Here is a 21052-nt window from a genome sequence, read left to right on the forward strand (position 1 = left end):
ACAGGTCACTGCGGCAGGATAAGGAGTAAAGGTTGGATGAAAAACTGGATGAAGTACAGTCGTTCGATCGGTTTAATGCTGATTGCCTTATACTTTTTTAGTAAAAATTATATCACATATCCTGATTCGGTTGCTATTGCGATCTGTATCAGCGGAGTCATCCTGCTCTTCGTCGGTTTCGTATTTGATAAGAATGTAAAAAACGGCAAAAAACCGCCGCAGTCATAAGGGAATCAATCGGAAAGCCCGCAGAAGAACGGGCGGAACCCAGGCTCCGGGCAGCAATTCCTGGTTAATCTGGTAGATAGGGAGTGTTAAGCGCTGTGCAGTACCGGCAGGATAAAAGCGGCAAAGATATTTCGATACTGGGTTATGGCTGTATGCGGTTCAGCAAGAATCGCCTGGGCGGGATTGACCTCGCCAAGACGGAGCGGGAGATCATGGCGGCTGTTGCCGCCGGGGTTAATTATTTTGATACGGCTTACGTTTATCCGGGCAGTGAAGCGGCGCTGGGAGAGATCCTGCAGAAAAATCAGTGCCGGGACAGCGTGAAGATTGCCACGAAATTACCGCATTATCTGGTGAAGTCGCGTGACAGCATGGAAAAACATTTTCAGGAACAATTGAACCGTTTACGCACGGATCATATTGATTATTACCTGATGCATATGCTGACGGATGTAAATACTTGGCAGCGGTTAACCGCCATTGGCGCCGCCGAGTGGATTGCAGAAAAGAAAGCCAGCGGCCAGATCGGGCAGATTGGTTTTTCTTATCACGGCAATTCCACGATGTTTTTACAGCTGCTGGATGCTTATGATTGGGATTTTTGTCAAATCCAATATAACTATATCGACGAATTCAGCCAGGCCGGCAAACAAGGATTGCAGGCTGCAAACCGAAAAGCAATTCCGGTGATCATTATGGAACCGCTGCGCGGCGGCCGCCTGGTTGGTTTGCTGCCGGCAGAAGCGAAGGCTGTTTTTGCTGCGGAGAGCAGAAAACGCAGCCCGGCGGAATGGGCCTTGCGCTGGTTGTGGGATCAGGCCGAAGTAACTTGCGTCTTGTCCGGTATGAATTCCCTGGAGATGGTGACGGAAAATCTGCGGGTCGCTGCAGAAGCGCGGCCGGGCGAGTTTACGGAAAAAGAGTTTCAGCTGATCGAGCAGGTAAAAACCATCATCAACAGCCGGACCAAAGTCGGCTGCACCGGCTGCGGCTATTGCATGCCTTGTCCGCAGGGAGTGGATATACCGGGAACCTTTCGCTGTTGGAATGCAATGTATACGGAAAATAAACAGAGCGGCAGAAACGATTATCTGATGAGTACTGTCCTGCGGGCCAAAGCCAGCGGCGCGTCTCATTGCATTGGCTGCGGCAAATGCGAACCGCACTGTCCGCAGGCGATTCCCATCCGTAAGGAACTGAAAAATGCCGCCGCGGATCTGGAAACAATCCGCTATAAGGCGGCCGAAAAAGCGGTCTCTTGGTTTCGGCTTTGGTAAGCAGATAGTTCGGACAAACAGGCGTCGCAAGCGGCGCCTGTTTGTTGTTAACAAGTCAGCGGCGATTGGCTGCTGACAGCGGTCAGAGGAACAGCGGATTCGTTTTGCCAAAGGTGAGCAAAGCAAAGGAATACCGGCTCCGTTTCGCGAAAAAGAAAAAAAAGAGGAAAAGGAGTGACCGCTATGTTGTTGGATGACCGAAGTGTGACGATCTGCCGTTATCTGGAAATCACTTTCGATTTGAATGACTTGTACCGCGAGCAATATGAAGCTATGGCGGAACAGGAGAGCCTGCAGAATTTTGATCTGGAATCGGCAGTGGACAGCCTGAGCGAAGCAAAAATAGAGTTGATTGGGATTTTGGCGGAATGCAATCAGTTATCAGACGAGCCGGCGGCGCCGCAGGAAGCGGATGAAGTATTGCAGGCGATGATCGTCTTTCAGGAATTGCTGCTGCGATGCAGCTTCAATTTTTTGGAGTTCCTCGTTCATTTAGCAGCGAAACCAATTCCTGCCGGGAACAGTTATGCGGACTATCTGGGTCGTCCGGAATGCAGGGAGTTGACCAGACTCGAGGAGATGGGCGAAAAAGCGTTTGACCTGTTGGAGGAATTGGCGGAGCCATTTATGGTAAAGTGGCAGGATGTTGCCGAACAAAACGGGGAGCCTGAGCAAACTGCGCAGGATGAGGAAGACTTTTCCGACACAAAACCCAATGAATTGACCGGATACAATGATCTGGTCACGGCTTTGGAAGAGATTTTCGGTTATTATTTAAAAAACCGCCGGGATGAACGCATCTCGGAATTTTGGCAAAAATTGGCGCATACTTTGGAACATTTCGGTGAAGGTCAGGATAATCACGAGATTTTTGCTTTTTCGTTCGTTCTGCATGCAACGGAAGGTTTGAAATATATTGATTTTTATCTGGATATCGATTCGATTGAAGTATCCTCCGGCGGGTATTTATTCGACGCGAAAACCGGCGGAGATGCTTATACAGACTGGCTTTATAATGTATGGAATAATGGCCGGGAAGTCAACGCAGTGAAAATGGCGGATCTGGCTAATCTTGTGATCATGATGATTAATCTGGGCGTAGAAATTTCGATCGAATTACCGGAGAAATTCGCCGATCCGGAAGAGAAAAAATAAACAGCAGTCGGAAGAACCGGCACGAGCGAGGAAGGCGCAACATATTTTAGCACTCCTGAATCCATCCTTGCAACTTCGTTCGACCGGCTGATTTTGTATCGCGACCGGACCGGCTGCGTTGGTCTTGCGATGAACGGAGCCGGCCGTTCTTTCAAAAAACGTTGGGTGAATAAGATCACCCAACGTTTTTTGAAAGAGCGGAGCCGTTTACTGCGTTTTTTGCAGCTGCAGGCCCAAAATCCGTCCGCCATCCAGCTGCAGACCGCTTATTTTGCCGCTTTGCTCTTTCTGGAAGCGGAAGACGCCGTTGAAATCTTCATTCCAGGCAAAGAAGCTGTCCTCGCCTTCGTCGAAGCGGTAGAGCCGATGCGTGCCATGCCGGAAGTGGCTGACCGATAAGTGACCGTCTTTTAGGCTGACCGTATAATCAGCGGCAATTTCATCACTGTGATAATTGCCGCAATAAGCTTCGGCCGGAGCTTGCTCGACGATGCGATCCGGTGCGGCGGTAAAGACCGTCACGGTTGCTCCGGTCTGGCTGATCAATTTCCCCGGGCAGACCAGCAGTTCGGTGAGACCGTAACCCAAACGATAGCGGTTGCCTTTGATGTGGCGCAGGGGAACTTCACCGCGGTAGAAGAGCCCGTTTTTTTCTTCAATGATGAAAGCCTCCGGACCGGCCGGGTTGAGATAATTCCCTGCTGTCGGCAGTATGACTTGTGCGGTTTCCTCTTCGTGCAGGTCAGCCGTTTCCTCCGGCAAGTCCAGCACAAGATTGACAATCTTCCTGGCCATTAAGCTCATCGGCAGATTCTGCGTGTTGCTCAACAGCACGATGTCCAAATCGGTCTCGGGTAAACGCATGACGTGGGCCCGGAAGGCGGCATCGGCACCGCCGTGTTCCAGATAAGCAAGGCCCTGATATTCGCCGCATTGCAAACCGCCGCCGTAGGGACTGCGCTTGCCATCCGCTAAAATCGGACACTGCAGCATCAAGGCCATTGTTGATGCTGTTCCGATTTTCGGCGTGCGGTAATGGTCCAGCAGCCGCATCAGATCACGGGCGGTGGTGTGCAGGGAAGTGGCGCCGTAGGTGCCGTAGTTCAGCACATTCCAGCTGAAAACACCTTCGCCGTTATCGTGATAGGCATAGGCGCGCCGGTCAATCAATTGCCAGTAGGTTTCCCGAATCGTGCTGGCATCCATGCCCAGCGGCGTAAAGATGCGTTCTTTGCAAAAACTGCCAAAGCTTTGACCGCTGACTTTTTCCACCAGCATTGCCAGCAAACTGAAATTGCTGTTGCTGTAGAGATAACGGCTGCCCGGCGTGAAATTCAGATGTTTTTGCAAACGAATGATATTGGCCACATCGCGCATCGTAATCGTGTCGTCGATGCGCACGCCATGATAGATCAGGGCCAGCCACTGATCCCGGATGCCGCTGACCATATTGATCATTTGACGCAGACTGACGGGTTCCTCGAATTGGATCAGCTCAGGCAGATAGCGCCGCACATCGTCGTCGATATTAACTTTGCCGTCTTCCTGCAGGAGCAGCACAGCCAGCGCCGTGACCTGCTTGGAGACAGAAGCGACATGAAAGACCGTGTCGCTGGTAATGGGAATTTGGTGCTCCAAATTGGCATAGCCAAAACATTTTTCGTAGAGGACCCTGCCTTTTTGCCGAACCAGGATCTGTCCGCCGGGACAGAGACCTTGCTGCCAAAGCCCAAACAAAGCATCGATCTTTTCTGTTTGATTCATCGTAACCGCCTCACTTTTTTTTATTTTCCGGCAGCAGAGGATGCCGGACCATCGCCTGCTGCTTGTGCTTTTGGTCCACGGCCGCGTAAATTTGCGTGCTGGACAGATCGGTGTGACCGAGCAGTTCTTTCAGCACGTTGATATCCGCGCCGTTGAGATAGAGCAGGGTGGCAAACGTATGACGCAGCTTATGCGGTGTGATGCGTTTGGAAGAATCCTCCAGATCCAGTTTTGCCACTGCTTTCTCGACAGCGCCGCGGATGCCGCGCGTGGTAATACGCCGCAGTTTGCTGGAAATAAACAAAGCATCTTTATTTTCCCCGGACTGCTCCTCCAATTGTTTTCTGGCATAGTCCATCGGGGCGGCGTCGATTTGCTTATGATGAAAAGCAACCGGGTTCGGACGAACCTGCAGATAGTCGCTGATCAGTTTCAGCACGTATTCCGTCAGGGGGATTTCGCGGATTTTATTGCCTTTGCCATGCACGATCAACAGCATTTCATGCCATTTGACATCGGTCAGATTCAAACCGGCCACTTCGGAAATACGCAGTCCGCAGAACAGCATCAAGCCGACCATAGCCAGATCGCGCTTGGCAAAGCGGCTTTCTTCCGTCATCGTACTCAGCAATTGCGCCGCTTCCTCCTGTTCCAGATAGATATGGCTGCCGCTATTCTTGGATAGTTTGGCGTAGCGGATGTTGACGGCCGGATTGGTTGTAATCTGATGCTCTTCATAGAGGAAGCGGAAAAAAGAGCGGTAGGTGGAAAGGTGGCGGTTGAGTGTTTTGGGCGAGAGATCCTGCGATAAACGTAAATAATCCAGGAAGTCGCGCAGCATCAGGCTGTCCACCTGGGCGAAAACGCTGATATTCTGCAGCCGCAGGTAGATCACAAAAGCCGCCAGATCATAACCGTATTCGATGATGGTTAAGGGAGAATGGTTCTGGCGGGCGTATTCATTTTGGAAACGTTCCACCCAATGCCAGAGGGCCAAGGTCTCGGCATCGGGCTCTGCGCGGTTGCCTGCCGCATCGATCCGGTAAAGTTTGTCGGGGTAGGACACGGAAAATCACATTCCTTTTTTGCCAGGTTCGTCATCAAAGCAGCGCGCGGTCGATTTCATGGGCACCATCGGCGCTGTCAGCCGGATAAAAACTGGGGAGACGGCCTGTTTTTTTCTGATAGACTGCGCTGAGCTTTGCTTGAAATGCTTCGATCTGACTGCCGGGCAGCAGATTGATCGTACAACCGCCAAAGCCGGCGCCGGTCATGCGGGCTCCCAGGACTCCGGGGATGTTTTGCGCCGTCTCTGCCAAACAATCCAGCGCCGCTCCGGTTACTTCATAATCATCGCGCAGAGAGCGATGCGAAGCATTGAGCAGCAAACCGAATGACACTAAGTCACCCGCCGTCAAGGCCGCCGCGGCACTCAACACTCTGGCATTTTCGCTGATCACATGGCGGGCCCGCCGAAAGAGCAAGCTGTCCTGCAGAACAGCGCCTGTTGCGGCGAATTGCCGCGGTGTGATGGCAGCCAGATTGGCCGCCTGCGGCAGCGCTCTCTGCAGCATGGCCAGAGCGGCTTCACATTCCTGCCGGCGCTGATTGTACTTGCTTTGCAGCAGCGAACGGGGATAATTGCTGTTGACAATCAGCAGACGATAATCCCCCAGGTGCAGCGGTACGGCTTGAAACCGTAAGTCGGAACAGCGCAGCAGCAGCGCATGGTTCGCTTTCCCCATGGCGGCAGCGAACTGATCCATGATGCCGCATTGGACGCCGATGAAATCGCATTCCGCGGTTTGTGCCAGTTCTGCCAGCCGCAGGGGAGGAATTTGCAGCCGATTGAGCCGGTTGAGCGCTGTGGCGGTCACCAGCTCAATGGCGGCGGAAGAGGAAAGGCCGCTGGCCAAAGGGACCGTTTCGTGATAATACAAATCACAGCCTTGCAGCAGACAGCCTTGCCGCTGCAGGATATGAGCGATCGCCAGCTGATAGCTGCCCCATGGTTCCTGCAGAAAATCGGTTAAGTGATCGAGATCTGCCTGCAGCGGCTGCGGCCATTGACTGTCAGCCAGGCGCAGGAGACGGTCCCGGCGCGGCCGCGCCAATAAAAAAGAGCCGATCTCCAGCGCCACCGGCAGGACATAACCGCCGTTATAATCCGTGTGTTCGCCGATCAAGTTAATCCGCCCCGGGGCAAAAAAGCAGCGGATGCCGTCGGCGTTGCCGCCAAAAGTTCCGAGAAAGTCCGCCAGCATTATTTGCAGCGTTTGATCCATTTTATAAAAACTCCCTGGCTTGCCATTGATCTCTGCGGCAGCAAAAAAAGCCTGCCGCATTGTGCAACAATCTTAGAAATACTTCTCTTTTCAGGCAGGAAAGCCCTTCCCGAAAGTCAAATACTTTAAGCAATACGGGAAAAGGAGTGATTTGAATGGCGAATAAACAATTAACCGCGGATATCACCAATGCTTTCGGACCATCCGGTTATGAAGAAGATGTGGTGGAAGTCATCAAACGCTATACCACGGATTTTCAGGTGAAAGTAGACCCGATGCACAATGTCTATGCCCGTTTCAAACAGGAGAAAAGCGGCCGGCCGGTGATCCAGCTTGATGCGCACAGCGATGAACTCGGTTTTATGGTGCAGTCCATTCGCGCCAACGGCATGATCGATTTCCTCAATCTCGGCGGCTGGATTCTGACCAATGTGCCTGCGCACCAGGTCGTGATCAAAAACAGCCGGGGAGAATATGTCAAAGGAATTACCAGTTCCAAACCGCCGCATTTCATGTCTGCGGCGGAGAAGAGCAAATATCCGGAGCAGAGCGATATCACCATTGATGTCGGTGCCACCAGCCGCGATGAAGTGATCAATCTGTTCGGCATCCAGCCCGGTGATCCGATCATGCCGGATGTGACCTGTGTCTATAACCCGGTCAGCAAGGTGTTTATGAGCAAGGCGTTCGACAACCGCATCGGCTGTCAGTGCATCATTGAAACAATGCAGAATTTGAAGGATGTCAAACTGCAGGTCAATCCGGTCGGCGCTTTCGCTGCGCAGGAAGAAGTCGGCTGCCGCGGTGCCAAAGTGACGGCGCAGGTTGTCAAACCGGATTTTGCCATCGTTTTTGAAGGTTCTCCCTCTGATGATTTCTTCACCGATCCATTTACGGCGCAATGCCGCTTGAAACACGGCGTTCAGATCCGGGTGATTGACGGCGGTATGATTTCGCACGCGGGCTTCCTGCGCTATGCCAAGAAAATTGCCGAAGCAAAGCAAATCCCTTATCAAATTGGCGTGCGCCGCTCCGGCTCGACCGATGGCTCCGCCATTCATACCGTGAATCACGCCGTTCCCTGTCTGGTCCTGGGGATTCCCACCCGTTATGCCCACACGCATTACTGCTATCTGGCGGAGGAAGACCTTGATGCGACCATTCGCTTGGCGACGGAGATTATTCAATCCCTGAATGCAGAGACGATGATGGAAATTACCGGCTGCTAGGCAATCTTCAAAAACCGCAGAAAAACAGGCGCCGGGACTGGCAGGAGTCCCGGCGCCTGTTTTTCTGCGCGGTAGATCAAGTGTCCCAGCAGTTAGCGGACGACAAACGATGTCAGCAAAGGCAAGAGGATGGGCACGGCTGCCGAGCAGACGACGCCGTGCAGGATCGCTATCATGGTGACGGCCGAGCCGCCGCAGCGGCTGATGATGGGCAGAGTGGTGTCCATTGTGGTCGCGCCGCCGATTGTGATGGCGGCAACGCCGATGTCCAGCGCAAAGAGCAGCGGTACCAATAGGAAGGTCAGCAGTTCGCGGATAATATTGGTCAGAAAAGCAATCGCTCCGTACTGGGCGCCTAAGCTTGCCGTCAGAATCGCTCCGGAGATGGAATACCAGCCCATACCGCCGCCGATAGCGGCTCCCTGCCAAAAACCCAGGTTCAAAAAGAAGCCGGTGATGGCGCCGCCCAGCACCGAGCCGATGATGGAAAAGAGAGGCAGGCAGAAGACGAGCCTGGGCATTTTTTTTAATCTGCCCCAGATATCGCCGGTAAAAGCCATCTCGGCTCCAATCAGGAATAGCATCAGATAGAGAATCCATTGCGAGGAGGAGACCGCCACACTCACGAAGGCGGCGGGCAGCAGGAAATGACCGGCGAGTATACCACCGGCTAAAACCAGAATGATCAGCAGAATCATCATGGTTCCACCATTGTTTTCTCCCGCGTTTGCCGGTGCTTTAACCACAGTGAGAGTGGCAGGGCAAACAATACGCTGCCGGCTGCGGTAAATACAGAAAAACAGGCGGCCTGCCAGCCGATCGAGCCGATGGCAGCCATCACCTCCGGGTTGCCTCCGACCTGGATCCCCATCATGAAGATCAGAAAAAACAGACCAAGAGAAATCCCGAGCTGGATGTAACGGCGAACGGATGCCCTTTTCCGAACCAGGTAGCCGGCAAGTACACCCAGGGACAAGGCCAACAATAAATAAAACACTGCGGGATACCTCCCTTTCCAAGAATTCCATCAATTAACATAGTATAGCCCGAAAGAAGAGCTTTGGCAACTCTTCCTTCCGCTAAATTTTCCAGAAGAGAACCGCTGTAAAAAGAGAGTTGCTTCTGAAACGTCGAAAAATAAAGGGGCAGGACGACCGAAAAGCGAATAAGATTAAACTTCAATCGGATATTCAGAACAATCGCGCGGAGGTCATGATGAAGCACTTACGTGAAAAAATAATACACTGGCTGACCGGGTATCTGGATAGCGAAACAATGCGCAGCAATGCTTTTTATAGTATTGTTGAAGGCATGGCTTATAACGTTATGACCGGCTTAACCGGTTCTTTTATGGCGGTATTTGCAATCAAACTTGGAGCGACCGATCAGATGCTGGGGCTTCTCGCTTCCGGACCCGCTTTGATCGGCTTGCTGTCCCAAATTCCTTCCGCCATCATTACCGAACGAACCGATAAAAAACTGCAGCCGATTTTAGCCTGGGGTTTCCTGCACCGGATCAATTATTTGTTCTATGCCATAATTCCTTTTTTACCGCTGCAGCCTGTCTATAAAGCCTGGCTCTTCATTATCCTGGTCACCTGGATGAATTTTCCGGCTGTGGTGGTCAATACGATGTGGACGCATCTGATGGGGGAGATCTTTCCCATCAGCAGCCGGGGACGGGTTTTTGGCGATCGCAATTTTATTGTCGGTTGGGTGACCATCGCCGCCATGCTGCTGGCCGGGCCGCTGCTGGATTTGATTCCTTATCCGTATAACTACGCTATTTTGTTCGGCTTATCGTTTGCCGGGTTGATGGTATCGCTTTACTATTTAAAGCAATTGAAGGAAGAGCAGGTTGAAACCGATTCGGTCAGTGCAGTCAGCCATAGCGGCCTCTTCGGCGGCATGATCAGTGTGATCAAGGACAAGCAATTTTTTAATTTCACTGCCGCTTCCTTTGTCTATTATATGGGATTCAATGTTACGGCATCGATGTGGACGATTCTTTATGTGCGTTTTCTCTATTTGAGTAATACGCAAATCGCCATGATCGCCATCGTCAGTACGGTGGTTTCTACCATCAGTTACCGTTTTTGGGGGCGTGTTTCCGATCGGATCGGCAGCAAGCAGGTTTATTTTATCGGATGTCTGCTGTTTTTAGTGCAGCCTTATTTTCACACCTTTATCAGCGTGTCAACCGCCTGGCTGCTTTGGCCGTTGGCTGTCGCGAACGGCTTAGCCGGAGGTGCTTTCAACCTGGCGCAATTCAATACGCTGCTCAGCATCGCGCCGGACCCGGCCAAACGTCCCAGTTACCTGGCTTTTTTTAATATGGCGATACAGATCACCGGCTTTATTTTTCCGATGCTCGGGATCTGGCTTTACCAGAACCTGGGCAACCAGCTGAATCCTGTTTTTTATCTCTCAACCTTTTTCCGCAGCGCCGGCTTGCTTTATCTGGCAGTTGTGATCAAAGTGAAATGGCCGTTCCGGCCAAAGCAAAACAGGAAGCGCACCATTTCACCCTAAGCACGGATCACAGAATCGATTGAAAAAGAATAGGTGTTGAGTTTACATGAATTATGCGGCGATCTCTCTCTTGGCAATTTTATTTGCCATCATCATCGGTTTTTGGCGCCATATCAATGTGGGTTTTCTCTCGCTTGGTCTGGCTTTTCTCTTAGGCAGCGGTGCTGCCGGCTTTACCGCCAAGCAGATCATCGCCTTCTGGCCAACCAATTTATTCGTTACGCTGATCGGGGTTTCGATGCTTTTCTCCATGGCGCGGGTCAACGGCACGCTGGAGCAGCTGGCGCGCCGCTGTGTTTCATTGGCCAGGGGAAACGGACCCTTAATCCCCTGGATTTTCTTTTTTCTGGCGGCGATCTTTGCCGCCATCGGACCCGGTAATATCGCGGTCGTAGCAATCCTGGGACCAATTGCCATGACGATTGCCCAGGAGATGACGATTCCGCCTATTCTGATGGCCGCTTTTTTGATCGGCGGCGCCAATGCCGGCGGGATGTCCCCCATTGCGCCGACCGGAATCATTGGCGTCAATCTGACCGAAACCTATTTAGGTGCTTCCGCAGGCAATCAAATCTGGCTGGCAACCATGCTGGCCTCCTTTGCCTGGTGTTTTTTGCTGTATATTTTCTACGGCGGCTACCGTCTCACCAATACCAGAACAGCGGCTGCGCAACCGCCTGAGGCATTGGAACGCCGGCATTGGCTGACCATAGCGGGAATGGCAGTCTTAATTGTGGCAGTGTCGATTTTGAAGTGGGATCTCGGTCTGACGGCTTTTGCGGTCTCCGCTGTTTTATTGACACTCAAGGCAGCGAATGAGCAGCAGTCAATGGCCGGCATTCCCTGGGGAGCCATGATTCTGGTGGCCGGCACCGGCACTCTGATTGAAGTCACGGCCGCTCTGGGCGGCATCGATTTGCTGACCAGCTTTTTCCGCCGTTTTATGACGGCTGCCACGGCGACCTCTCTGATGGGTTTGATCAGCGCTGTGATGACCTTCTTTGCCAGCGCCTCCGGTGTCGTGATGCCGACTTTGATTCGCACGCTGCCCGGTCTTTTGGCTGGCTTGCCCGGCATCTCTGCGGCGGCCATGGCGGCGGCGATTACAGCGGGCGGCCATTTGATTACGACCGGCCCGTTTACCACCCTGGGTGCTTTGGCTTCGGCATCTCTTACACCGCAGCAGGATCGCCAGGATTTTTTAAAACAGCAGATGCTGACCGCTCTTGGCAGCGTGGTTTTCAGTTTTCTTTTTTTCTTTTTATTGTTCCGCCTGCCCTGGCTGCAATAAGACCGACCGGCGATGAAAAAGGCAGCAAACCGATGCAATGCCGCTTGACTTTTCAAATTCCGGCTGATATAATCAATTTATAAAAATCATGACGGAGAAAAGTAGGAATTTCCGAGGCTGCAGAGAGTCGGCGGCCGGTGCGAGCCGATGCAGAGAAATCCCGAAGATACACTCCCGAGTTGCAATGCCGAACCACAGGCAGACAGGCTGTCCGGGCAGTAGGTATTGCCGGTTGCTCTTCGTTATCCGAGCCCAGAGGGATCGCATTTTTTTAAAATGAGATTCGATTCAGGGTGGTACCGCGTTCAGACGCCCCTTACAGGGGTGTTTTTTTTATCCTTTTTTTCGAGATGGATTTAAAACTGGAGGAGGAAGTTCAAATGAAAACAGCTTTTACGATGCTAAAAGAACGGGGATTTGTGCAGCAAGCCAGCCATCCGGAAGAAATTGAAAAAATGTTTGCCGAAGAGCGGGTAACCGCCTATGTCGGCATTGATCCTACCGCGGATAGTTTGCATGTCGGCCACCTGTTCCCGGTGATGGTCATGGCCCATTTGCAGCAGATGGGTCATCGCCCGATTATTGTGGTCGGCGGCGGCACGGCGATGGTGGGGGATCCCAGTGGGAAATCAGAGATGCGTAAGATGATGTCGACTGAGGAGCTGGAGAGCAATAAGGCGGGTATTCGGCAGCAATTGGGAAATTTTCTGGACTTCAGCGCAGGACAAGCCTTGATGGTGGATAATGCGGAGTGGTTGATGAACCTGCAGTATATCCCCTTTTTAAGAGAAATCGGTCCGCATTTTTCTGTCAATCGCATGCTGACTGCCGATTGTTATCGTGCCCGCATGGAACGGCCGGAAGGCGGTCTGAGTTTTCTGGAATTCAATTATATGATCATGCAGGCCTATGATTTTCTCAATCTCAATCGCCGCTACGGCTGCAGACTGCAAATCGGCGGAGACGACCAATGGAGCAATATGCTGGCCGGGACGGATCTGATCCGCCGGCTCGAACAAAAAGATGCCTTCGTACTGACCTTACCTTTGCTGCTGAATTCTGCCGGTCAGAAAATGGGCAAGACAGTCAGCGGTGCCGTTTGGTTGGATGCGAAAAAAACAAGTCCATATGATTTCTTTCAATATTGGCGCAACGTGGATGATGCAGACGTGACCCGGCTGCTGAAAATTTATACCTTCCTGTCTCTGGCGGAAATCAACCGCCTGACCGCTCCGGAAGCGAATATCAACGAAGCAAAAAAAGTGCTGGCGAAGGAAGTAACGACTTTGGTGCATGGCAAAACGGAAGCGGACAAAGCTGCTTCCGCCGCGGCGGCGCTCTTCGGCGGCGGCGGGGATGAAAGCACCATGCCCACGACGTTTGTCTCTGCCGAAACACTGGCGGAAGGTGTGCCTGTGCTCGAACTGCTGGTTTCCTGCGGTTTGGCTGCCAGTAAATCGGAAGGGCGGCGCTTAATCCAACAAGGCGGTTTGCGGCTCAATGATCAGAAAGTGGAGGACGTCGAGTTGAAAGTGACCGCTACATACTTATCAGACGGGCGTCTGCTGATTAAAAAAGGGAAAAAGATCTTCCACGCCGTCAAACCGGAAAAGTAAAAAACAATTCGAAACAGAAAATCCGGCCGGTCTTTGCTTGTGCCGTTTCCTGCCGGCGCGGAGCAGCGCAACAAAGCAGCCGGATTATTGTTCTGAGGCACCGATAAACGGCTAAACCGAAAAACCGGGAAGCAGTCTGCTATCCGGTTGAATTTCACATGAATGAGGGGAGCAGGGGAGTGTACGCAAAAAAGCAGGGAGTGTACGCAAAAAAGAAGCTGGCTTATCGGCACGGTCGAACCGATAAATCAGCTTCTCTCATTCTTTAAATTATCTTAAAGAGAAGTGGCGCTTTACTCCTACGGAATAAGCAGCCTGATTTCGAAAGATTAGTAACGATTGTTGCGAGCCTGGTAGCAGTCTTTGCAATATACCGGGCGATCACCGGACGGACGGAAAGGTACGTAAGCGATCTTGCCGCATTCTGCGCAAGTAGCTTCGAACATTTCGCGTTGCTGACCCTGACCTTCGCCACCGCGAGTGTTTTTGCGAGCTTTACGGCAGTTGGGGCAACGGCTGGGTTCGTTGGTGAATCCGCGGGAAGCATAGAATTCTTGTTCACCGGCGGTGAATACAAATTCAGCTCCACAGTCACGGCATACCAAAGTTTTGTCTTGATACATTATTTTTTTCCTCCTAACCACTAATGGGTTATAAAATTATTGTTCTGGAGTCTCGTGGCTAAGAGCGGGATTACTATTGAACCGTTTACCTAATCTTTGCCTGCTAGCTCTCTCAGATACGTTCATACTATAACATGTTATCTGTGCATTGTCAAGGATTGTTTTGTTGAAAGAGAAAATAAATTTTCTTTTCGTAATCAAGGGATTAATTGGAGGATTTACGAATAAATTGTGACTTACAAAGGAAGTAACGCAGCGGTGGTGAATATGATAAGAAGGAACAGGAAAGGAGGTGAAAATGTGAAGAAGACAAGAATTGTTATGCGTATTCTGATTGCTCTGGGCGGCGGTTGGGTCGGTTTTCAACTCAGAACTTATTTTCGCTCCATCTGGGTGATGCTGCAATGGGATCAGTGGCTGAGTGTGTATCCCTGGCGATCTGTTGCGATCGATGCAGCCGTTGTTTTTATCTTTGGCCTTATATTTTATTTTATAGCACCCTTGATTTTGAGCGGTATTCAAAAATTGATCCAGTTAGTGGAGAAAATTTTGCAGCGTGTGCCTCTGGAAGATGTGATCATCGGATCCGGTGGTCTGATTGTTGGATTGCTGGTAGCGAATTTAATGGGATTAGCGCTGAACGGGATCCCTGTTTTTGGGAGTGCCCTCGTTTTACTGGTCAATGTCATCCTGGGTTTTCTGGGGCTGCGTTTGGCGCTTTACCAGAAAAATGATGTCATGAAACTGTTTGGTGCGATAAAACGCGATAAAAATGACGTTCCGGCGAGCGGCTCGATTTTAACTGCCTCGATCGGCAGCGGCAAAGCGGGAGAATGCCGGGCAAAACTGCTGGATACCAGTGTGATCATCGACGGCCGCATAGCGGATTTGTGCGCGACCGGATTTTTAGAAGGTCCTCTGGTAGTGCCTCTGTTTGTTTTAACAGAACTGCAACTGTTATCTGATTCTACCGATCCGATTAAGCGGGCGAGAGGCCGGCGTGGTTTTGACATTCTCAATCGGATTCAAAAAGAGATCAACTTCCCGGTCATTATCACAGAAAAGGATTATGAAAACGATAATGCGGTGGACAGCAAATTAATCAAACTTTCTCAGGAAACCGGTTATAAATTATTGACGTTGGATTATAATCTGAATAAGATGAGTGTTCTGCAGCAAGTCCAGGTTTTAAATATCAACGATCTGGCCAATGCGCTGCGCACAATCGTCTTGCCGGGCGAAATGCTGACGGTTACGATTTTAAAAGTCGGGCGGGAAGCCGGCCAGGGCATCGCTTATCTGGATGACGGCACGATGGTGGTGGTTGACGGCGCCAGCCGGATCGTGGGTAAGACGCTGTCGGTCGAAGTGACTACTTCTCTGCAGACTTCAGCGGGCCGCATGATTTTTGCCAAGACAAGAACCAACAATTAGAGCAATGCTTTTTTGGAGAGGGTGAGACATCATGGAAACCATTTGGCGGATCGGCTGCGGTTTTGACGTGCACTGCTATCAGCCCGGGCGGGATATGATGCTTTGCGGTATCAAGATACCCTGCGAGCTGGGGCTTTGGGGTCATTCCGATGCCGATGCCCCTCTGCATGCCTTGTGCGATGCGTTACTCGGCGCTGCCGGTCTGGGTGATATCGGTGTTCATTTCCCCGATAACGATGCTTCGTTGCTCAATATTGACAGCGCACTGCTGGTGCGGCGCGTTATGGCTATGATCCGGGAAAAAGGGTATCGGGTGGGCAATGCCGATCTGACCATCATCGCTCAAATGCCGAAAATCGCGCCTTACCGGGAAGCCATGCGATGTCGGGTGGCAGAGCTTTTGCAGGTATCGCTGTCGGAAGTGAACATCAAGGCCACCACGACGGAAGGTCTCGGTTTTACCGGGCGCAAAGAAGGACTGGCGGCGGAAGCCGTAGTCCTCTTAAAAAGGAGTGTAGCGAACAATGGAGTTGATGGTTTATAACAGCCTGACTCGCCAAAAAGAATTATTTCAACCGGTGCAGGCGGGAAAGGTTTCTATTTATACCTGCGGGCTGACGGTACAGGATTATTGTCATCTTGGTCATGCCCGCATGGATATTGTCTGGGATACGATCAAGAATATTTTACGGCATATGGGATATCAAGTCTATCATGTACAGAATTTTACGGATGTTAATGAAAAAATTGCGGCAAAAGCCATCTCGGAAGGCCGGGATCCGCTGGAATTGGCACAGTTTTATATTGACGCTTATTTTACCGATATGAAGGGTTTAGAGGTGGCGGGAGCGGATCTCTATTGCCGGGTAACGGAGAATATGGATGCGATTATCGCCATGATTCAGGTTTTGCTAGACAAAGGACATGCTTATGCTAAAAACGGCAATGTATATTTCCGAGTGGAGAGCGATCCTGCCTATGGTGTGCTGACCGGCCGTAAGATTGAAGAAATGCAGGCCGGCGCCCGCCTGGAAGTCGAAACAAGGAAAGAAAATCCGGGTGATTTTGCGCTTTGGACAGTCGCTCAGCCGGGTGAACCGACTTGGAACAGTCCCTGGGGTGTCGGTACTCCCGGCTGGCATATCGAGTGTTCGGCGATGTCCTGCAAATATCTGGGCAATCCTTACGATATGCATGGCGGCGGGATTGATATTATTTTTCCGCATCATGAAAATGAATTGGCGCAAAGCCGCTGCGCCTGCGGTGAGGAATATGCCCACTATTGGCTGCACCACGGTATGCTGACTCTGCCGGGCGGCGAGAAAATGTCGAAGTCTTTGCACAATTTCTTCCGGGTCAAAGATTTACTGGTTCAGATACCGGCTTATGTTTTGCGCTTTTTTATTCTTTCCGCGCATTATCGTTCCCCGTTGGCATTTTCACCGGAATTGCTGGAACAAAGCAAGGTTGCTTTGGATCGCCTGGTCAATACAGTCAATCGCCTGCGCAGTTGGCAGCCGTCGCAAAATAGCGAAGATCCCGTTTTGCTGCAGCAGTTATCCGAGGCAAAGCTGGCTTCGGAAGCCGCTTTATATGATGATTTCAATACAGCCGGCGCGATCGCCGTACTTTTTGAACTGAATAAGCAAGTAAATCAGGCGATGGCAAACAGCCGGATCAGCCAGCAAACCGCCGCTGCGCTTGTGGCTTTTTATCTGGAACGAGCGGAATTGCTGGGATTTGCCTCCGCCTTTGCGCCCAAAGCAGAAGATACCGATTCGCAATTCAACAAAGAAGTGGAAAGTCTGCTTGAGCAGCGTCAAAACGCGCGCAAACAAAAAGATTGGGTGACAGCCGACCTGATTCGTGGCAAATTGGATGCGATGGGTGTTGCATTGCGTGATACACCGCAGGGGGTTCAATGGCAGAGAAAATCGTAGTTCAACCGGAGCAGATGCATTCCCTTTCTCTGGCATTCCTGGGCGACGCTGTTTTTGAATTGGCCGTCAGGCAGCGGGTTTATCAGAAAGGGATTGTCAAGCTGCATCAGCTGAATAAAGAGACAGTCCGTTATGTTCGTGCCGATGCCCAGGCACAACTCGTTTTTTTAATTGAACCCTTCCTGACCGAAGAGGAAGCGGATGTGCTGCGGCGCGGCCGCAATGCCAAAGCAAGACATTTTTCCCGCGGTTCTTCCGTTGTGGAGTACCGGCATGCCACGGCGCTGGAAGCCTTGATGGGCTACTTATTCGTGCAGCACAGACAGCAGAGAATTGACGAATTGGTGGATATCATGATGACAGAAAAGGAGGAAACAAAAGTATGAAAGTACTCTTGTTGAGCCATACCCCGGATCCGGACAAGCTGGTTGCCGCCGCGGCTCGTCTCTGCTATGCGCCGATTGGAGCGGATCAGCTGCTGGAAACCATGACGGACAGCCAGGTGAATAAATTGGTGCAGGACTTGCTGGCGATGGGACATGAATCGCCGATCGAACATGTCAGTTTTACCTTTGCCATCGAAGGGGTCAGCCGCGCCATGTCGCACCAATTGGTCCGGCATCGACTGGCTTCCTATTCTCAGCAATCGCAGCGTTATGTCAAAGCAAACGCTTTCGAATATATCGTACCGCCCAGTGTAGAGGCGAATCCGGCGGCAAAGGAGATTTTCCTGCGCCAGATGGCAGCGATTCAGCAAAGCTATGATCAACTCAGCCTGCTCGGTATCCCCAAAGAAGACGCCCGTTATCTGTTACCCAATGCCTGTGAAACGAAAATCGTGATGACGATGAATGCACGCAGCCTCTATAATTTTTTCCGGCAGCGGATGTGTCAGCGGGCGCAATGGGAAATCAGGGCTTTGGCAACCGCCATGCGCCGGGAATTGATTGATGTTTCCCCGTTGTTATTCAGTAGATCCGGACCGCCATGTGAAACAGAAGGTTACTGTTCGCAGGGGAAAATGTCATGCGGCCGCAAGCCAACCAGAGAATATTCGCGCTGAAGGATGGAATCAATGGAACAAATCGAGGGACGCTACCCTGTCTTGGAAGCATTACAAGGCGGCAGAAAGCTGATGAAGCTCTATCTGCTGCAAGACGGCAAAGGCGAGACCATAGAAAAAATCGCACGTCTGGCAGAGATGCAGCAGGTGCCGGTTCAATGGATGGATCGCAATCAGCTGAATCGCTTAAGCGAAGGCCGCGTGCATCAGGGGGTGATCGCGGAGGTTCCCGATAAAGAACTGGTCAGCGTAGCGGAAATTCTGGCAATCGCCGCTGCAAAAAGCCAACCCCCCTTTCTCCTCGTTCTGGATGGTCTGGAAGATCCAGGTAATGTTGGATCGCTGATTCGCAGCGCCGCGGCGGCCGGCGTGCATGGGATGATTATGCGGGAAAAAAGAGCGGCTGGTTTTACGCCCGGCTTAATTAAAGCGACAGCCGGGGCCTGGGAATATTTGCCCATTGCGGTGGTTACCAATATCAGCCGGACTTTAGTCCAACTGAAAGAAGCCGGTGTTTGGGTTGCCGGCGCCGACATGACCGGCGAGTTGATATACCAGGCGAATTTAACGGGCCCTTTGGCGATGGTCATCGGAGCAGAAGGTCAGGGCTTGAGCCGGCTGGTCAAAGAAAAATGTGATTTTCTGGTGAGTTTGCCAATGGTTGGCGGCGTGGCAAGTTTGAATGCCGCTGTGGCCGGAGCTCTGGTGATTTACGAGGCATTGCGTCAGCGCGGCGTCTATGTAAAGAGCTAGAGGAAGGGAGGAAAGAAAAACAAGATGAGTGCAGGTGACAAACGAGGGCAGGAAGACTGGATTGACAAAGAGAAAGCTGCCGTAAGGGTCAATATGTTAGGCGATTTTCAACTGGAAAGTAAAGATGCGACTGTCTCGGAACAGATCAACCGCTCTAAAAAACTTTGGGGTGTGCTTGCGCTCCTCCTGATTTACCGTAAGAATCCTTTAAATCATCAGGAATTGACGCAGCAGATTTGGACGGAAGGGCGCAGCAAAAACCCTGTGAATGCCTTGAAGACACTGCTTTATCGCTTGCGCGAAATGCTGGAACCTTTGCAGGAAGACGGTCAGCAGCTGATCGTCGCCAACCGCGGCGCTTATTGCTGGAATGCGGCAATCCCGGTTTATCTTGATTTTGAAGAATTTGAAGCCATCAGCCGGCAGGCAGCCAATGTAAAGAGCAATAAGGAAGAGAGTATCCCGCTCTATCAGCGCGCGACCGCCCTTTACGGGGGAGATTTTCTCTTGCGTGTCGATTTGCCTTGGGCGGCGGCGATGCGTGCAAAATACCGCAAGATTCATCTGCAGAATATCAAAGCCCTGGCCGCTTTTTACAGCGCCAATGCTCAGTATGCCGAGATTGTAAAACTCTGTGCGGATGTGATGGAAACTCCTGTTTTAATTGATCAGATTCATATCTATTATATCCGTGCCCTGCTGCATCTGGGACAGCATCAGGAAGCGCTGATGCATTATGAAAAAACGAATGAATTGTATTTGCGTGAAAAAGGCACTTACCCCTCCGATGAAATGCGCAGTCTCTACAGTGAAATCATGGAAATTCAGCAGCAAAGCGAAACTGACTTAAGCGTCATCCAGGCGCAGCTGAAAGGCCTGGATAAAGAGACCGGCGCCTTTGTTTGTGATTATGGCTATTTTAAGGAGGCATATCGCCTGGAATGCCGCCGGGCGGAGCGCAGCAGCTCAAAAGTATATATTGCTTTGATTACGGTGGCTTCCGATAAAGGTAAGGATTCCGAATTACCGGCGGAACGTTTACGGCTGGTCATGAAGAAATTGCTGAACATCATGAAAGCTAATTTGCGCAGAGGCGATGTCATTTCGCGCTACAGCAGCAATCAGTATGTTCTGTTGCTGCCCAGTGCAACTTATGAGAATGGCATTTTAATATTGAATCGGATTTTATCGGTTTATTATCAGCATAATCGGCGAAATAATGTAATTTTACACTGCCGGCTGCAACCGCTGGATGTATCAACCGGTAATTACAAAGAAAAAAAGGAGTCAGCTCAGGAAATGGCAGCCACGGATCAGAGCTCCTTATCCTGATAAAGAAAACAATTCTTTTAAAAAGTATCCTATTAAAGCGGTTGACATCTACCGGAAGTAACGTTATAATTACTTTCGTTCCGGCGCAATTTTGCACCGATAGAAGCATGGTGGGATTCCCGAGTTGGCCAAAGGGGGCAGACTGTAAATCTGCTAGCTTCGCTTTCGATGGTTCGAATCCATCTCCCACCACCATTCCGCGCGGGAGTAGCTCAACGGTAGAGTCCCGGCCCTCCAAGCCGGTCGTGCGGGTTCGATTCCCGTCTCCCGCTCCAAATCGTTCGGAACGCAGTCCGGTAGTTTTGCTGATGTAGCTCAGTTGGTAGAGCGTATCCTTGTTAAGGATAAGGTCAACGGTTCAAATCCGTTCATCAGCTCCATTTTTCGCGGGGTAGAGCAGTCTGGTAGCTCGTCGGGCTCATAACCCGGAGGTCGTAGGTCCAAATCCTACCCCCGCAACCACATGCTGATGTAGCTCAGTTGGTAGAGCGTATCCTTGGTAAGGATAAGGTCAACGGTTCAAATCCGTT

General features: G+C 51.3%; 20 protein-coding genes, 4 tRNA genes and 1 other annotated feature. Of the genes, 18 read left to right on the top strand and 6 right to left on the bottom strand.

All coding sequences use genetic code 11. The features are described 5' to 3' along the window. Positions 1-36 precede the first annotated feature (36 nt). The 3 genes from LLG09_00090 (at position 37) to LLG09_00100 (ending at position 2660) form a co-directional block, all read left to right on the top strand. Positions 37-228 (top strand): hypothetical protein, encoded by a 192-nt coding sequence (locus tag LLG09_00090; protein MCE5195538.1) that lies wholly within the window; start codon positions 37-39, stop codon positions 226-228. 95 nt (positions 229-323) lie between these two features. Next, complete coding sequence (locus tag LLG09_00095) at positions 324-1505, top strand: aldo/keto reductase (GenBank protein ID MCE5195539.1); 1182 nt, start codon at positions 324-326, stop codon at positions 1503-1505. A gap of 183 nt (positions 1506-1688) precedes the next feature. Then, positions 1689-2660 (top strand): hypothetical protein, encoded by a 972-nt coding sequence (locus tag LLG09_00100; GenBank protein ID MCE5195540.1) that lies wholly within the window; start codon positions 1689-1691, stop codon positions 2658-2660. Between the two features lie 207 nt (positions 2661-2867). Here LLG09_00100 and LLG09_00105 read toward each other — a convergent pair whose 3' ends face one another. The 3 genes from LLG09_00105 to LLG09_00115 are packed head-to-tail and all read right to left on the bottom strand — an operon-like array spanning position 2868 to position 6709. After that, complete coding sequence (locus LLG09_00105; GenBank protein MCE5195541.1) at positions 2868-4424, bottom strand: beta-lactamase family protein; 1557 nt, start codon at positions 4422-4424, stop codon at positions 2868-2870. A gap of 10 nt (positions 4425-4434) precedes the next feature. Next, on the bottom strand, positions 4435-5490 hold the full coding sequence (locus LLG09_00110; protein MCE5195542.1) for a tyrosine-type recombinase/integrase: 1056 nt from the start codon (positions 5488-5490) through the stop codon (positions 4435-4437). A 34-nt stretch (positions 5491-5524) separates the two neighbouring features. Continuing rightward, positions 5525-6709 carry a galactokinase gene (locus tag LLG09_00115; protein ID MCE5195543.1) on the bottom strand — a complete coding sequence of 395 codons (1185 nt, stop codon included), beginning with the start codon at positions 6707-6709 and terminating at the stop codon, positions 5525-5527. Positions 6710-6864: 155 nt separating this feature from the next. Here LLG09_00115 and LLG09_00120 point away from each other — a divergent pair, with 155 nt between their 5' ends. Beyond that, entirely contained in the window at positions 6865-7938 is a 1074-nt protein-coding gene (locus LLG09_00120; GenBank protein MCE5195544.1) for a M20/M25/M40 family metallo-hydrolase, read from the top strand. A 92-nt stretch (positions 7939-8030) separates the two neighbouring features. On the opposite strand, the gene LLG09_00125 is transcribed toward LLG09_00120, so the two are convergent. Together LLG09_00125 and LLG09_00130 are read right to left on the bottom strand one after the other, a co-directional pair. Then, positions 8031-8636 carry a lysine exporter LysO family protein gene (locus LLG09_00125; protein MCE5195545.1) on the bottom strand — a complete coding sequence of 202 codons (606 nt, stop codon included), beginning with the start codon at positions 8634-8636 and terminating at the stop codon, positions 8031-8033. Further along, on the bottom strand, positions 8636-8935 hold the full coding sequence (locus LLG09_00130) for a lysine exporter LysO family protein (GenBank protein MCE5195546.1): 300 nt from the start codon (positions 8933-8935) through the stop codon (positions 8636-8638). The genes LLG09_00125 and LLG09_00130 overlap by 1 nt, the downstream gene beginning before the upstream one ends. Before the next feature lie 218 nt (positions 8936-9153). On the opposite strand from LLG09_00130, the gene LLG09_00135 reads away from it, so the two are divergent. From LLG09_00135 to tyrS, 3 genes are all read left to right on the top strand, one after another. Next, on the top strand, positions 9154-10470 hold the full coding sequence (locus tag LLG09_00135) for an MFS transporter (protein MCE5195547.1): 1317 nt from the start codon (positions 9154-9156) through the stop codon (positions 10468-10470). A 46-nt stretch (positions 10471-10516) separates the two neighbouring features. Further along, the gene (locus tag LLG09_00140; protein ID MCE5195548.1) at positions 10517-11761 is read left to right on the top strand and encodes a hypothetical protein; all 1245 of its coding nucleotides are present in this window, start codon (positions 10517-10519) and stop codon (positions 11759-11761) included. Between the two features lie 79 nt (positions 11762-11840). Beyond that, positions 11841-12081, top strand: a binding site (T-box leader). A 60-nt stretch (positions 12082-12141) separates the two neighbouring features. Further along, positions 12142-13377 (top strand): tyrosine--tRNA ligase, encoded by a 1236-nt coding sequence (gene tyrS, locus LLG09_00145; protein ID MCE5195549.1) that lies wholly within the window; start codon positions 12142-12144, stop codon positions 13375-13377. A gap of 329 nt (positions 13378-13706) precedes the next feature. Here tyrS and LLG09_00150 read toward each other — a convergent pair whose 3' ends face one another. Beyond that, on the bottom strand, positions 13707-14000 hold the full coding sequence (locus LLG09_00150; protein MCE5195550.1) for a zinc-ribbon domain containing protein: 294 nt from the start codon (positions 13998-14000) through the stop codon (positions 13707-13709). 300 nt (positions 14001-14300) lie between these two features. On the opposite strand from LLG09_00150, the gene LLG09_00155 reads away from it, so the two are divergent. The 11 genes from LLG09_00155 (at position 14301) to LLG09_00205 (ending at position 20984) form a co-directional block, all read left to right on the top strand. Then, on the top strand, positions 14301-15434 hold the full coding sequence (locus LLG09_00155; GenBank protein MCE5195551.1) for a TRAM domain-containing protein: 1134 nt from the start codon (positions 14301-14303) through the stop codon (positions 15432-15434). A 40-nt stretch (positions 15435-15474) separates the two neighbouring features. After that, positions 15475-15978 (top strand): 2-C-methyl-D-erythritol 2,4-cyclodiphosphate synthase, encoded by a 504-nt coding sequence (ispF, locus tag LLG09_00160; GenBank protein MCE5195552.1) that lies wholly within the window; start codon positions 15475-15477, stop codon positions 15976-15978. Then, the gene (cysS, locus tag LLG09_00165; protein ID MCE5195553.1) at positions 15959-17374 is read left to right on the top strand and encodes a cysteine--tRNA ligase; all 1416 of its coding nucleotides are present in this window, start codon (positions 15959-15961) and stop codon (positions 17372-17374) included. Before ispF ends, cysS begins: the two co-directional genes overlap by 20 nt. After that, positions 17356-17760 carry a ribonuclease III gene (locus tag LLG09_00170; GenBank protein ID MCE5195554.1) on the top strand — a complete coding sequence of 135 codons (405 nt, stop codon included), beginning with the start codon at positions 17356-17358 and terminating at the stop codon, positions 17758-17760. The genes cysS and LLG09_00170 overlap by 19 nt, the downstream gene beginning before the upstream one ends. Next, a complete protein-coding gene (gene thyX, locus LLG09_00175; protein ID MCE5195555.1) occupies positions 17757-18437 on the top strand; it encodes an FAD-dependent thymidylate synthase in 681 nt (226 codons plus the stop codon). Before LLG09_00170 ends, thyX begins: the two co-directional genes overlap by 4 nt. A 12-nt stretch (positions 18438-18449) precedes the next feature. Then, the gene (rlmB, locus tag LLG09_00180; GenBank protein MCE5195556.1) at positions 18450-19190 is read left to right on the top strand and encodes a 23S rRNA (guanosine(2251)-2'-O)-methyltransferase RlmB; all 741 of its coding nucleotides are present in this window, start codon (positions 18450-18452) and stop codon (positions 19188-19190) included. Between the two features lie 24 nt (positions 19191-19214). Next, entirely contained in the window at positions 19215-20522 is a 1308-nt protein-coding gene (locus LLG09_00185) for a winged helix-turn-helix domain-containing protein (protein ID MCE5195557.1), read from the top strand. Between the two features lie 109 nt (positions 20523-20631). Beyond that, positions 20632-20717 (top strand) — tRNA-Tyr (locus tag LLG09_00190). Positions 20718-20723: 6 nt separating this feature from the next. Further along, a tRNA-Gly gene (locus LLG09_00195) sits at positions 20724-20797 on the top strand. Positions 20798-20826: 29 nt separating this feature from the next. Continuing rightward, positions 20827-20902: transfer RNA gene (locus tag LLG09_00200), tRNA-Asn, on the top strand. 5 nt (positions 20903-20907) lie between these two features. Continuing rightward, positions 20908-20984: transfer RNA gene (locus LLG09_00205), tRNA-Met, on the top strand. The last annotated feature ends 68 nt before the right edge of the window (positions 20985-21052 follow it).

It is taken from the genome of Negativicutes bacterium (genome assembly GCA_021372785.1).
In the GTDB taxonomy this organism is placed as follows: Bacteria; Bacillota; JAAYKD01; order JAAYKD01; family JAAYKD01; genus JAJFTT01.